Origin of the sequence: Shewanella sp. BJSY2023SW007, assembly GCF_047314525.1 — a bacterium.
GTDB lineage: Bacteria > Pseudomonadota > Gammaproteobacteria > Enterobacterales > Shewanellaceae > Shewanella > Shewanella chilikensis.
Map to the genome: position 1 here is coordinate 26092 of NZ_JBKORL010000057.1, position 13410 is coordinate 39501.

Sequence of the window (13410 nt, forward strand, 5' to 3'; positions counted from 1 at the left end):
ACGCACCTCCCAAAGCAAATACCGGGGCCCGAAAGCCCCGAAAGGGCACAGCTATGAGGACTTACGTACCCGTAAGTACCACTCGGACAACAGGCGCACCTGTTTCTTGGTGTAGCCTTTCTCCATCATACGATTGACGAAATCATCATGTTTGCGCTGATCGTCTGTGGAGGTCTTGGCGTTGAAAGATATGACCGGCAGGAGATCTTCCGTATTTGAGAACATCTTCTTCTCTATCACGGTTCTGAGTTTCTCATAGCTGGTCCATTGCGGGTTGTTGCCATCGTTATTGGCCCTGGCCCTGAGCACAAAGTTGACTATCTCATTGCGAAAGTCTTTGGGATTACTTATCCCGGCCGGCTTTTCAATTTTCTCCAATTCGGCGTTGAGTGCGGCTCGGTCAAACAGTTGGCCGGTTTCCGGATCTCTGTATTCCTGATCCTGGATCCAGAAATCGGCATAGGTGACATAGCGGTCGAAAATGTTCTGACCATATTCCGAGTAAGATTCCAGATAAGCGGTTTGGATCTCTTTGCCGATAAACTCAACATATTTAGGGATCAGATAGCCCTTCAGAAACTCCATATACCTTTCTGCGGTATCGGAAGGGAACTGCTCTTGCTCTATCTGCCGCTCCAGCACATAGAAGAGGTGCACTGGGTTGGCGGCAATTTCGGAATGATCGAAGTTAAAGACCTTGGAGAGGATCTTGAACGCGAAGCGAGTTGATAGTCCATGCATCCCCTCATCGACCCCGGCATAGTCACGATATTCCTGGTAAGACTTGGCTTTGGGATCGGTATCCTTGAGGCTTTCACCGTCATAGACCCGCATCTTGGAGTAGACGGAGGAGTTCTCCGGGGTCTTGATCCTTGAGAGCACGCTGAATTGAGCCAAGGTCTCCAGTGTGCCTGGGGCACAGGGGGCCTTGGTCAGTTCTGAATTGGCGATAAGCTTGCGGTAAATCTGCATCTCTTCCGACACGCGCAGGCAGTAGGGCACCTTAACGATATAAACACGGTCGAGAAAGGCTTCATTGTTTTTATTATTTTTAAAGCTGCTCCATTCAGACTCGTTGGAGTGAGCCAGAATAATGCCGTTAAAGGGCAGGGCCGATAAACCTTCGGTGCCGTTATAGTTGCCTTCCTGAGTGGCGGTCAGCAGTGGGTGCAGCACCTTGATCGGCGCCTTGAACATCTCCACAAACTCCATTAAACCCTGGTTGGCACGGCACAGTGCTCCTGAATAGGAGTAGGCATCGGCATCATTCTGGGCAAAGTGCTCCAGCTGACGAATGTCGACTTTGCCCACTAGAGAAGAGATGTCCTGATTGTTGTCATCTCCGGGTTCAGTCTTGGCGATGGCAATTTGATCCAGCACTGAAGGGAATACCTTAACGACCCGGAAGCGGGAGATATCGCCGCCAAAATCATGCAAACGCTTGACCGCCCAGGGCGACATGATACTGCGCAGGTAACGGGTCGGGATCTGGTACTCTTCCTGCAGTAACTTGCCATCTTCCTCGGCATCAAACAGGCAGAAAGGGTGGTCGTTGACCGGACTTCTGACCCCATCGGCGCTGAGAATATAGATGGGTACTTGCTGCATTAAGGCTTTGAGTTTTTCGGCCAGCGACGATTTACCGCCACCGACAGGTCCCAGCAGATAGAGGATCTGCTTGGATTCTTCCAGCCCCTGGGCCGAATGTTTAAGGTAAGAGACTATCTGCTCTATGGCATCTTCCATGCCGTAGAAGTCTTTAAACGCGGGATAGCGAGAGATTAAGCGGTTGGAAAATATCCGGCTCAGAACCTGATTCTTGGAAGTGTCGACCACTTCCGGCTCGCCGATGGCGATAAGCAACCTTTCTGCTGCCGAAGCGTAGGCGCTGCGATCTTGCTTACAGATATCGAGAAACTCCTGTAATGTGTATTCTTCATCGAGTTTCTTCTCATAGCGCTGTTGGTAGTGCTCAAATATGCCCATTTTAAACCCCCTGAAACGCCAAATATGTCTGGGAAGGGAACTGTCTTTAGCAGTTGCCTACCATTAATCTTAGACACTAATTCATGCTTCATGTCAAAAAACATAAATAAAAACAAAGGCAAATAGTTGCAAAAGCAATAGTTGCACTTGTGGCGTGAAGGGGAGTTATGAGCTGACGGCGGTTGGATTTGCCGGTGAGGAAGTGTCTGTGAACTATAAAAAAGGAGCCATCAGGCTCCTTTTCAGTAACTCAGTTTTGATGAGAATTAACCGGCGAAGTTTTGGTTAACAAAATCCCAGTTCAGCAACTGCCAGAAGTGCGCCATGTAGTCAGGGCGAACGTTACGGTAGTCGATGTAGTAAGCGTGTTCCCAAACGTCAACGGTCAGCAGTGGGGTCACTGAAGCATCTGTCAGTGGAGTGGCCGCGTTGCTGGTGTTAACGATAGCGACAGTGCCATCAGCCTTTTTAACCAGCCAGGTCCAGCCGCTACCAAAGTTGTTGACTGCGGACTCAGTGAACTGAGTCTTGAAGGCTTCAAAAGAACCGAAAGCAGCATTGATGGCTTCTGCTACAGCGCCAGTGGCTTCACCGCCGCCGTTAGGCGCCAGACAATTCCAGTAAAAAGTGTGGTTCCAAACCTGAGCTGCGTTGTTGAAAATACCGCCGCTGGAGGTTTTTACAATTTCTTCCAGGGTCTTGCCGGCGAATTCAGTGCCTTCGATCAGACCGTTCAGCTTAACCACATAAGTGTTGTGGTGCTTACCGTAGTGGTATTCGATGGTTTCCTGAGAAATGTGGGGTTCCAGTGCGTTCTTGGCATATGGTAATGCGGGTAATTCGAAAGCCATTAGTATCTCTCCATGGACTTGGTTTATCATTTTCAGACTTGCTCACTGCCACCTATTGTACCGATAAAATTTGTGAAGTGAATCATTGTTTGAGTGATTGAGCAGATTGACATCATTGGAAAATCAAATAACTAAATAACCTTACAAATAGTGTGATTTTGTTCTGCGTTTCTCTCGCGTACAATAGCGAATCAAATATAGTGTCGTACTCAGGAACGTAAATGGAAACTGTTGAAAAAATTAAGCAGCAAATCGCTGAAAACCCCATCATCCTTTACATGAAAGGTTCGCCCAAATTACCTAGCTGCGGTTTTTCCTCTCAGGTGGCGCAGATCATGATCAATATCGGCGAGCAGTTCGCGTTTGTTGATATTCTGCAGCATCCTGATATCCGTGCTGAACTGCCCAAGTATGCCAATTGGCCAACTTTCCCTCAGTTGTGGGTTGAAGGTGAGCTGATCGGCGGTTGCGATATCCTGACCGAGATGTACCAAAAAGGGGAGCTACAGACCTTGATCAAGGACACTGCAGCCAAGTACAAGCAGGATGAAGCCTGAGATTAATCTCAGCGCTTTATAAGTGCATTAATGCAAGAGGCCGGAGATGTTCCGGCCTTTTCTTTGTTACATTGAATTCACCTGCCACCTGCCTTGCCGATGGCTTCTTTGCATTTGTGTTGTTAGCCCAAGCCGTTTTCAGCCGAACTCATTTGAATAAGCTCGATTTTGTAACCGTCAGGATCTTCCACAAAGGCAATTTCAGTGCTGCCGCCGGCAACAGGGCCTGGGGCACGGATAACCTTGCCACCGGCGGCGCTGATGGCTTCACAGCGAGCATAGATATCTTCTTCACCTATGGCGATATGACCAAAGGCATTACCCATATCGTATTGCTCTGTGCCCCAGTTGTAGGTCAGTTCGATGACAGCCTGACCACTTGACTCTTCGCCATAACCGACGAAGGCCAGAGTGTATTTATATTCAGGGTTTTCAGACTGACGCAGCAGCTTCATCCCCATGATTTCAGTATAGAAATGGATGCTGCGTTCAAGGTTTCCCACTCTAAGCATGGTATGCAGAACTTGTGACATTACTACCTCTTTTGGTTCTATAGCGGAAACTGAATGAGTTTCCGTAGCGTGGATAATCAAGCTATATTCAGCGAACTGAGAATCTCTCCCAAATGGATTGGCTCCGACCGCTGCGAACTTGATAGCCAGTTCACAAATCCATGAAATAAACATGGTATTTGTGTCTGCTTCATTAATAATGGTGTCAACCCTATCTTAGCTGGATGCAGGAGACAAGCATGACTACAGAATTGAAAATGGCTATTGGATCTACCTTGGTAATTGCAATCGTTTTCGCCGCTATGATTGTACAGATGTTCTGATTGGCGTTGAGCAAGAATACGTAAGACAATGCCGCCTTCGGGGCGGCATTGTCGTTTCCGGCTCAGTCTTCCGGGTAGATTTTTTCTTTGAATTCACACAGATCTTCAATCAGACAACTGCCGCAGCGGGGCTTTCTGGCAATGCAGGTATAGCGCCCGTGAAGAATAAGCCAGTGGTGGACGTCAACCTTGAACTCGGCCGGCACCACTTTGAGCAGTTTATCTTCTACTTCCTGAACATTTTTCCCCGGCGCAAAACGGGTGCGGTTGCTGACCCGGAAAATATGAGTATCTACGGCTATGGTTGGCCAACCAAAGGCGGTGTTGAGCACCACATTGGCCGTCTTGCGACCAACCCCGGGCAGTGACTCCAGCGCCTCGCGGTTTTCAGGGACTTCACCGTTGTACTTCTCAACAAGGATCTTGGACAGCGCCACCACATTGATGGCCTTATTGTTATAAAGCCCTATGGTCTTGATATACTCCTTCAGCCCTTCAACCCCGAGGTCTGCGATAGCCTGGGGGGTATTGGCCACAGGAAACAGCTTATCAGTGGCCTTGTTGACACTGACATCGGTTGCTTGCGCCGAAAGCGTCACCGCAACCAGTAATTCAAAAGGGCTGGAATAATTCAGCTCTGTCTGGGGATGAGGATTGTTGTCCCGCAGGCGTTCGAGTATCGCCCGTCTCTTGTCTTTGTTCACTCAATGACCTCAGTTGACTTTGGTGATCCTGGCGCGCTCCACTGGCGCGGTTTGCATTTTAGGTTGGCGCTCAGCGAGTTTCTTGTCGATGGCGTTTTTCAGGGCAATCAGCAGCCCCATACCCAAAAAGGCACCGGGCGGCAACATCGCCAGCAGGAACGGGGTATCGACTTGCCAAACTTCAATACGCAAGCTCGCAGCCCAAGGCCCGAGAAGCAGATCGGCGCCGTCAAATAGGGTGCCTTGCCCCAGTATTTCCCTGCCGCCACCGAGCACCATCAATACCAAGGTAAAGCCAATACCCATCATCAAGCCGTCAAAGGCGGCATCCATAGGTGAATTACGCGAGGCAAAGGCTTCGGCGCGGCCAATGATGACGCAGTTTGTTACGATCAGCGGCAGGAAAATACCGAGAGACAGATAGAGGCCGTAGGCGTAGGCGTTGACCAGCAACTGCACTGCGGTTACCAGTGCGGCAATGATCATCACAAACACGGGGATGCGGATCTCTTTGGGTACAAAGTTGCGCACCAGGGATACTGTAGTGTTGGAACCAATTAACACTACTGCGGTAGCGAGCCCAAGCCCCAGGGCGTTGGTAAAAGTAGAGGTCACCGCCAACAGGGGACAGAGCCCCAACATCTGCACCAGTCCGGGGTTATTTTTCCACAAGCCTTGCCAGGCGATATCGCGATATAAACTCATTGGCTTGCCTCACATGTCTGTGATTGCGAAAAGAGGGTCTGCTTATTGGCTTCAAAGAAGGCCAGGGTGTTTCTTATCGACTTGACGTAGGCTCTGGGAGTAATGGTCGCCCCGGTAAACTGGTCGATTTCACCGCCGTCTTTTTTCACATACCAGGCCTTGTCATCACGGCCTTGAAGCTTTTTGCCGATAAAGCTGTCCACCCAATCAGATTTCTTGCGTTCAATCTTGTCACCTAGCCCAGGGGTTTCCTGATGCGACAGAGTGCGAACCCCAAGCACTGTGCCGTCAGTCTTGATACCTATGATCAAGCGTATTTCACCATTGTAGCCATCCGGCGCTATGGTTTCGATGGCAATGGCGACCGGCTCGGCATTTTGGGTGGCGATATAAGCCGGCATGGGCTGAGTCGTACCCAGAGCATCTTTGTCCTGCAATAGAACACAGCTTTCCTCGAGCGGGTTGTCGTGCAGTTCATTGGGAATGATCTGCTCCAGGGTGCGTTTAAGCTCCAACTTTTGCTGCGCCAGGATCGCATCCCGGGTACTGTCATTGACAACCGCCACCACAGCTGTGCATATCAGGGCAAACAGGCCTAAAAGCAGGCCATTTTTCAACATGGATTTTTGCACTGTCTATCTCTCTTGCTATCAATGTCCGGCGCGATGGCCATAGGCTCGGGGTTTGACATAGTAGTCGATCAAAGGGGCGCACAGGTTGGCCAGTAGCACCGCAAAAGCGAAGGCGTCAGGGTAACCCCCAAAGCTTCTGATAAGGTAAACCACCAGGCCGATAAGGGCGCCAAAGATCAATCTGCCTCGGTTACTGGCGGGCGCGGTTACAGGATCCGTGGCAATAAAGAAAGCTGCCAGCATGGTAGCGCCACTGAACAGATGAATAAGTGGGCTGACATGGGTATCTGGCCCAAGCGCATAGGCAAAGCCGCTGCAGATAAACAGTGACGCCAGCACGCCAACACTGATATGCCAGCGGATAAGCTTCATCTTCAACAGCGCCAGGCCGCCGCACAGGTAGGCCAGGTTGACCCAAAACCAGCCACTGTTGATAGTGCCGGCAAAAATCGGTTTTTGCAGGCTCTCGGTGGTGGTCATTCCCATAGAGAGATCCGTCTTCAGCGTATCGAGCGGTGTCGCCATGGTGACGCCATCGACACCTAGCTGGAAGTACTCGGCAACGCTGCCTTGGCTGGCGCCGAAAATCACTTGCAAACTGGTGAGAAAATCAGGGGAATGCTGGGCAACAGTCGCCGGTGCGACCCAACTGGTCATCTGTACCGGGAAGGCCACCAACAGCAGCACATAGGCTGCCATGGCCGGGTTGAACAGGTTATTCCCCAAACCGCCGTAAAGCTGTTTGACCATGATGATGGCAAAACTTGTACCTATCACCACCATCCACCAAGGGGCGAGCGGCGGTATGGCAATACCGATAAGAACCGCTGTCAGAGCCGCGCTGTTATCCGACAAAGTCGAAAGTACCTTGCGTTTGCGCAATTTGAGGATGGCGGCCTCTGAAATCAAAGCGACCATCACGGCCAGCAGTACCTGAATAAGGCTGCCCCAACCAAAAAATACACACTGGGCTACCAGGCCGGGCAGGGCGCAGAGCAGCACCCTTTGCATCACAGTGCTGGTTTGCAGCGGCCGGCTGACATGGGGGGAGGAGGCTATTTTAAACGCCATATCAATCTTTCTCCTGTGCGCTGAGCGCCTTCTCTTTGGCCTTTTGTTTGGCTTTGGCTACTGCCCTGGCAATACGCGCCTGTTTGCTGTCATTAGGCGGGGTACTCTCAGGGAACGTGGGCTCGGTAGCGGTTGTCGACTCGCTTGGAGGCCGACTTTCAGCCGAAACAGGCGTATTTGCTGCGCCGTTGTCCTGCGGTTGTTCACTTGCCGCCGCGGCCTTCTTGGCCTTGGCTTTGGCAGCCGCTGCCGCGATACGGGCTTGCTTGCTGTCATCGCCTGCGGCTTGTTTTGCTGCTTGGCTTGCGACTTGGTTTACTTCGGCACCTTGCGCTGCTCCCCCTTCGACATCCGTTGCTGGAGCTGACTTAGACGCAGCGGCTTTCTTGGCCTTGGCTTTGGCAACTGCCGCCGCAATACGAGCCTGTTTGCTGTCATCGCCTGCGGCTTGTTTTGTTGCTTGGCTTGAACTTTGGTTTACTTCGGCGGTTTGCGCTGATCCCACGCCATTATCATAGGTCGCAGGTGATTCCACTGGTTCAGCCGCCGCGGCCTTCTTGGCCTTGGCTTTGGCAACCGCCGCCGCGATACGGGCCTGCTTGCTGTCATCGCCTGCGGTTTGTTTTGCTGCTTGGCTTGCGACTTGGTTTACTTCGGCACCTTGCGCGGCTCCCCCTTCGACATCTGCTGCTGGAGTTGACTTAGACGCCGCGGCTTTCTTGGCCTTGGCTTTGGCAACCGCCGCCGCGATACGGGCCTGCTTGCTGTCGTTGCTTACGGCTTGGCTTGCTTCGTTGGCTTGCGTTTGTTCCCCACCATTATCATCGGCTGTCGCTTGAGTGGCTCTGGCCTGTGCATCTTGAGTTTTGCCAGTGTCAGTCTCAGTCTGCCCTGAGGCTGCGGCAGCTTTTTTTGCCTTGGCACGGGCGATAGCGGCTGCAATCTGAGCTTTCTTGTCCGAGCCGGATGTTGTGCCTTCAGCTGCATTATCTGTAGTCGCATCAACAACTTCTTTAGTAGGAACTGTGCCTTGTGCAGCGGCTTTTTTGGCCTTGGCACGGGCAATCGCTGCGGCGACATCGCTCTTTCTTTTGTCTGCCTTTGGCTGGATAACTGCCGAGTCGGCGGTGTCGGCCGCTTTTTCTATCGGGCTTGTGGTGGCCGCCACAGAAGCTTCAGCAGCTTTTTTCGCCTTGATCCTGGCCATAGCCTCGGCAACGGCATCTTTCTCACCACTGCCCATGGCGGCGCGGCGCTTGTCGGCTGCGGCCTTGGCTTTGGCTTCCCGGGCCAGTTTTTCTGCCTCCAGCCGCTTGAGCCTGGCATCGAATCTCTGCTTGGCCTGCTCGGCCAGCTGTTTTTCCTCGTGACTGTGTTTGATGGCCGCCTTGGCAATGCGGTAATACTCCACCAGAGGAATATCCGATGGGCAAACATAGCTGCAGCAGCCACATTCGATGCAGTCTCTGAGGTTGTAGGCGCTGGCCTTGTCATACTCTTCTGCCTTACTGTGCCAGTAGAGTTGCTGAGGCAATAGAGAAGCCGGGCACACCTGAGCGCATTCACCGCAACGAATGCAGGCCTTTTCTTCGGCCGGAGGGCTGATTTCACTGGCCGATGGCACCAAGACACAGTTACTGCCCTTGAGTAGGGGCACTTTGATAAGGGGCAGGGTGTAGCCCATCATGGGGCCGCCTATAATGACGGTATCCTGACCGCTGGCGGTAAAACCGCTTTGCTCCAGTATATGGGCTATGGGCGTGCCTAGTGGCACCCAGTAATTACCCGGCTTTGGAATATTGCCGCCGGTCACTGTGACGACCCGCTCTATGAGAGGCTTACCCAGGCAAACGGCTTCGCGAATGGCAAAGGCGGTGCCTACGTTGTGCACTACTATCCCAAGTTGCGCCGGAATGGCGCCGGAAGGCACTTCCTGCCCGGTAATGATCTGGATCAGCTGCTTTTCACCGCCGGAAGGGTATTTGGTCGGGATCACAGTGATCCTGATGCTTCCCTTGGGGAGGTGGCAACTATCCAGTGCCTGCTGCATCGCCTGTATGGCTTCGGGCTTGTTATCCTCGATGGCGATAATTACCCGTTTGGGATTTAGCAGTCCGTGAACAATTTCAATGCCATCCAGAATTTCCCTGGCGTGTTCGCGCATCAATCTGTCATCGGCGCTGATATAAGGCTCGCATTCCACGCCGTTGATCAACAGCAGTTCAATTTCACTGGCGGGGTTGAGTTTGATGTGAGCCGGAAACATGGCGCCGCCCAATCCGGCTATCCCGGCCTGGCGAATGCGGCCTAGGATCTGCTCGCGGCTCAATGCTGCGATGTCTTGCTGATCAAAATCTATGGCTTGATCCTGGCCATCGGCTTCCAGCACACAGGTCAATACCGGCAGGGCAGAAGGGTGGTTGCTGGGTCTTTGCTCTATGGCGCGAATGATGCCTGAGGTGGGGGCATGCACCGCCAGATACATGGCGCTCAGTCCGCGGGTCAGCGCCTGGCCCTTGAGCACTCTGTCGCCGACTTTGACTTCGAGCACGGCGCTGTCACCAACCTGAGGTACGGGCAATAAGAATTCACTGGCAAGCGGCAGACGCCCAATAGGGCTGCTGTTGGAGAGGTGTTTCATCTGCGGCGGATGAATTCCACCGGTCAGGCGCCACTGAGTTCCTTTATCTAACTGTTCGAGTAATGTCAGCACGGCTTGTCCTCTTCCACCAACTTCACTGGAATTGCGTTAAGCTGCCAGTCCCAAGTTTTCAGATCCTGTTTCACCGGGATCATATCGATACAATCCACAGGGCAGGGTTCAACACATAGATCGCAGCCGGTGCAGTTGCTGGTCAGGACAGTGTGCATCAGCTTGCCGGTGCCTATGATGGCGTCTACCGGACAGGCCTGAATGCACTTGGTACAGCCGATACACTCCTCTTCGCGAATATAGGCGACCTTTTTAATCTGGGTTTCGACACTGGCATCGAGAGGCTCGGGTTCGACCCCCATAAGATCGGCCAGTTTCTCCATAGTGGCGGTACCACCCGGCGGACAGCGGTTGATCTTTTCGCCGTTGGCTATCGCCTCGGCATAGGGGCGGCAACCAGGGTAGCCGCATTGACCACACTGGGTTTGTGGCAACAGGGCTTCGACCTGGTCCACTATCGGATTGCCCTGAACTTTAAACTTCTCGGCGGCGAAGCCGAGTAAAACGCCGAATACCAGCGCCAGCAGAGACAATAAAATGACTGCAATTAGCATGGAAGACATAACTCTATTTGACTAAACCGGTAAAGCCCATGAAGGCCAGCGACATCAGGCCGGCGGTGATCATGGCGATGGCGCTGCCTTTGAAAGGCGCGGGCACATCGGCCGCCGCCAAACGTTCGCGCATTGCTGAAAACAGGATAAGCACCAGAGAAAAGCCGGCTGCAGCGCCAAAACCGTAGATGGCACTCTGCATAAAATCATGGTTTTCATTGATATTCAGCAGGGCTACGCCCAACACGGCACAGTTGGTAGTGATAAGTGGCAGGTAGATCCCCAGCGCCCTATGCAGAGTTGCACTGGTTTTCTGTACCACCATTTCGGTGAACTGTACCACTACCGCGATCACCAGAATAAAGCTCATGGTGCGCAGGTAGCCGAGCTCGAAGGGCAGCAGCAGATACTGGTTGACCAGGTAGCTGAGAATGGCGGCCAAGGTCATGACAAAGGTTGTTGCCATGGACATGCCTATGGCTGATTCCAGCTTACTGGATACCCCCATAAATGGGCAAAGCCCAAGGAATTTTACTAATACAAAATTGTTGACCAGCACAGTGCCAATCAACAACAGGAGATACTCACTCATCTCATTACAGGTGTTGTGATTTCTTGGCGGTTATTATCAGTGTTTCAGTGGTCATAAACAACATATAGAAAGCAGGGTTTACCTTCTTTGCGCCCTTATTGGGTCATAAATGGCATTAATTTCTGTTCATTTCGGCTGGTTCCAGCGGTTGTGGCCTGGCGATGTAAAAGCCTTGCATGCCGTCGACCAGCAATTTTTCGACGGCCATTTTCTCTTCCTGGCGCTCTATGCCGCAGGCTATTACCCTGACACCACTACGGCGGGCTACATCGACCAGCATGCGAACAAAGAACTGATTATTGGTGTCTTCATCTATGGTCTGGGTATAGCTGGGATCCAATTTTATATAGTCGGGGCGCACCTCTCGGAAGAATTTGAATGAGGTAAAACTCATGCCGAAGCGTTCTACCGATACCCTGCAGCCGACGCTATGCATGGCGCGAACAAACTTGTGACTGGCGGCCAGGTTACCTTGCATGCCTGCTTCGTTGATTTCGAACACCAGTCTTGAGGCTAATCTCGGATGTTTGGAGAGCAGATCTTTGGCCCAGGCAATAAAGCTTTCTTTGGAGGCTGAGCCCGGGCTCAGATTGACACCGATATTACCGCTGAGGTTTGGCAGGCTCTGCAGTAGTTTCAAGGCGCTGAGTAGCACCAGTTTATCCAGTTCCTGACTCATGCCGTGACGTTCGGCCATGGCGATCACTGTGGCTGTCGGTAGAAACTTGCCTTCACCGTTGTAAAAGCGTGCCAACAGCTCACGGTAGCCATCTACCTCGCTGCGACAGGGTTGAATGGGCTGTTGGTAAAATTTGAGTGCCCGGCGCTTCAGCAAGTCTTCAATGGCCAGTTTCCAGCGGTTATCGCCGAGTGTTTCATTCAGCAAATTTTTATCCTGGAATTGCACTGCATTCGGGCCCAAGGTCTGCGCCACGTTGGCGGCGGTATCGGCCATGGCAAGAGTGCTTATGGGATCTTTGTCGCTGCTGTAGGTCACTATGCCGCTATGGGCAATGGAGTCCGTTTGCAGCTCTGCTTGATACTCTTCCAGTTCACGTTTCAGCTGGGTGGCAAAGGTTTGCGCGTCTTTCAGCACTATTGAGGGGATAAAGATGGCAAAGTCAGTACTGGCAATGCGAAAGCTTTCGCTGTTTTTGTAACCCTGGAGTGCCCGGCGAATACAAACTGCGACACGGGCAAGATAGTCATCGCCGCCCTGACGGCCGCGCAGTTGATTGATATGGCCAAGCTCGGTGGCTTTTACCAGGATTAGCACTCCAATTTGTGATTTGCCGGAAAGAGACAGTTGCTGCAGTTTTTCGGTGAAGTGCTGGCGGGTGCCTAAGCCGGTTATCGGATCTTCGTAGGCGAGCCTCTTAAGCGCCAGGTTTTCTGACTCAAGTTTCTCAAACCGCTGCTTTATCAGCTGCCGACTTTGTTCCAATGCTTGCCCCAATGGCTTGAGTTCACCCCGAAAGCGGCTCTGCGCCAGGGCATCGAACTCACCTTGGGACATTTTTGTCAGATACTCGGCGGCATAGGTAAGGGCGCTTTTGTGGCGCTTCATCATCAAGGCAAAGATTAACGCCAATACCAAATAAAGGGGCAATAAGCGTAATCCCTCAAGCCAGAGGATATGGATCCTTTGCTCTCGAAGAGGGCTGAGGTCCGGCTTAAGTAACACGCGCCCGGAAGCGAAGCGGTATTGGGATTCTAGTTGCAATGGCAGTAGATAATACTGCCAGTTCATCTCTGGCAGGAAATGTCCTCGAGTGAGGTTATTCTGACCATCGGCGTCATCTGTATATTGGAAAAACTGCAATGACACTCTGTCTTGTAGTTGCCGGTAAAAGATAGCGGCATCATCTGCGCCCTGGGCCTGGACTTGCGCTTGTTGTAATCGCTGTAACAGGACATCGGCTTGTTGCTGCAAAACCTGCCGCTCCTGTTGCAACAAGACCAAGCCGGTCGCCAGAAAGCTCAATAACAGTAACAGTTGAAAAACGCGCGAAATGCCCATCTTTTCCAGAATTCAGACTAGGTTAAAGGGATGTCAGAATTGTATACGTATTTGTTATAAATACAAAACGCAGGAAGAGATAAGATAAGATAAGATGGCTCCCCTGACTGGATTCGAACCAGTGACATACGGATTAACAGTCCGCCGTTCTACCGACTGAACTACAGGGGAATCGAAATTTTTATGGGCG

General features: G+C 52.0%; 12 protein-coding genes and 1 tRNA gene. 1 reads left to right on the plus strand and 12 read right to left on the minus strand.

Features of this window, described 5'->3' with window-relative positions:
* Positions 1-51: 51 nt before the first annotated feature.
* Positions 52-1986 (minus strand): PrkA family serine protein kinase, encoded by a 1935-nt coding sequence (locus ACMHXE_RS08870; RefSeq protein ID WP_101055933.1) that lies wholly within the window; start codon positions 1984-1986, stop codon positions 52-54.
* Between the two features lie 266 nt (positions 1987-2252).
* Positions 2253-2837: a superoxide dismutase [Fe] gene (gene sodB / locus ACMHXE_RS08875; RefSeq protein WP_025011619.1), complete on the minus strand. Its 585-nt coding sequence runs from the start codon at positions 2835-2837 to the stop codon at positions 2253-2255.
* A gap of 221 nt (positions 2838-3058) precedes the next feature.
* Here sodB and ACMHXE_RS08880 point away from each other — a divergent pair, with 221 nt between their 5' ends.
* Entirely contained in the window at positions 3059-3394 is a 336-nt protein-coding gene (locus tag ACMHXE_RS08880; protein WP_165565203.1) for a Grx4 family monothiol glutaredoxin, read from the plus strand.
* A gap of 122 nt (positions 3395-3516) precedes the next feature.
* Here ACMHXE_RS08880 and gloA read toward each other — a convergent pair whose 3' ends face one another.
* From gloA to ACMHXE_RS08930, 10 genes are all read right to left on the minus strand, one after another.
* Positions 3517-3927, minus strand: coding sequence for a lactoylglutathione lyase (gene gloA, locus ACMHXE_RS08885; protein ID WP_039033974.1), 411 nt, complete (start codon positions 3925-3927; stop codon positions 3517-3519).
* A gap of 364 nt (positions 3928-4291) precedes the next feature.
* Positions 4292-4933 (minus strand): endonuclease III, encoded by a 642-nt coding sequence (gene nth, locus ACMHXE_RS08890; RefSeq protein ID WP_025011616.1) that lies wholly within the window; start codon positions 4931-4933, stop codon positions 4292-4294.
* 9 nt (positions 4934-4942) lie between these two features.
* Entirely contained in the window at positions 4943-5638 is a 696-nt protein-coding gene (locus tag ACMHXE_RS08895) for an electron transport complex subunit E (RefSeq protein ID WP_101055936.1), read from the minus strand.
* Positions 5635-6270 (minus strand): electron transport complex subunit RsxG, encoded by a 636-nt coding sequence (gene rsxG / locus ACMHXE_RS08900; protein WP_189577783.1) that lies wholly within the window; start codon positions 6268-6270, stop codon positions 5635-5637. The genes ACMHXE_RS08895 and rsxG overlap by 4 nt, the downstream gene beginning before the upstream one ends.
* A gap of 18 nt (positions 6271-6288) precedes the next feature.
* The gene (gene rsxD, locus ACMHXE_RS08905) at positions 6289-7341 is read right to left on the minus strand and encodes an electron transport complex subunit RsxD (RefSeq protein ID WP_101055938.1); all 1053 of its coding nucleotides are present in this window, start codon (positions 7339-7341) and stop codon (positions 6289-6291) included.
* A 1-nt stretch (position 7342) separates the two neighbouring features.
* Positions 7343-10054, minus strand: coding sequence for an electron transport complex subunit RsxC (gene rsxC / locus ACMHXE_RS08910; RefSeq protein WP_413732024.1), 2712 nt, complete (start codon positions 10052-10054; stop codon positions 7343-7345).
* The gene (rsxB, locus tag ACMHXE_RS08915) at positions 10048-10617 is read right to left on the minus strand and encodes an electron transport complex subunit RsxB (protein ID WP_165565201.1); all 570 of its coding nucleotides are present in this window, start codon (positions 10615-10617) and stop codon (positions 10048-10050) included. The genes rsxC and rsxB overlap by 7 nt, the downstream gene beginning before the upstream one ends.
* A 4-nt stretch (positions 10618-10621) precedes the next feature.
* Positions 10622-11200, minus strand: a complete 579-nt coding sequence (gene rsxA / locus ACMHXE_RS08920; RefSeq protein ID WP_234556960.1) for an electron transport complex subunit RsxA — start codon at positions 11198-11200, stop codon at positions 10622-10624.
* 115 nt (positions 11201-11315) lie between these two features.
* Positions 11316-13220, minus strand: a complete 1905-nt coding sequence (locus ACMHXE_RS08925) for an EAL domain-containing protein (protein WP_413732026.1) — start codon at positions 13218-13220, stop codon at positions 11316-11318.
* 95 nt (positions 13221-13315) lie between these two features.
* Positions 13316-13391 (minus strand) — tRNA-Asn (locus ACMHXE_RS08930).
* Positions 13392-13410 lie beyond the last annotated feature (19 nt).

Excerpts from the sequence above, each read along its gene's own strand:
- ACMHXE_RS08870 (WP_101055933.1), bottom strand. The coding sequence starts at position 1,986 with ATGGGCATATTTGAGCACTACCAACAGCGCTATGAGAAGAAACTCGAT.
- sodB (WP_025011619.1), bottom strand. The coding sequence starts at position 2,837 with ATGGCTTTCGAATTACCCGCATTACCATATGCCAAGAACGCACTGGAA.
- ACMHXE_RS08880 (WP_165565203.1), top strand. The coding sequence starts at position 3,059 with ATGGAAACTGTTGAAAAAATTAAGCAGCAAATCGCTGAAAACCCCATC.
- gloA (WP_039033974.1), bottom strand. The coding sequence starts at position 3,927 with ATGTCACAAGTTCTGCATACCATGCTTAGAGTGGGAAACCTTGAACGC.
- ACMHXE_RS08895 (WP_101055936.1), bottom strand. The coding sequence starts at position 5,638 with ATGAGTTTATATCGCGATATCGCCTGGCAAGGCTTGTGGAAAAATAAC.
- rsxD (WP_101055938.1), bottom strand. The coding sequence starts at position 7,341 with ATGGCGTTTAAAATAGCCTCCTCCCCCCATGTCAGCCGGCCGCTGCAA.
- rsxB (WP_165565201.1), bottom strand. The coding sequence starts at position 10,617 with ATGTCTTCCATGCTAATTGCAGTCATTTTATTGTCTCTGCTGGCGCTG.
- rsxA (WP_234556960.1), bottom strand. The coding sequence starts at position 11,200 with ATGAGTGAGTATCTCCTGTTGTTGATTGGCACTGTGCTGGTCAACAAT.
- ACMHXE_RS08925 (WP_413732026.1), bottom strand. The coding sequence starts at position 13,220 with ATGGGCATTTCGCGCGTTTTTCAACTGTTACTGTTATTGAGCTTTCTG.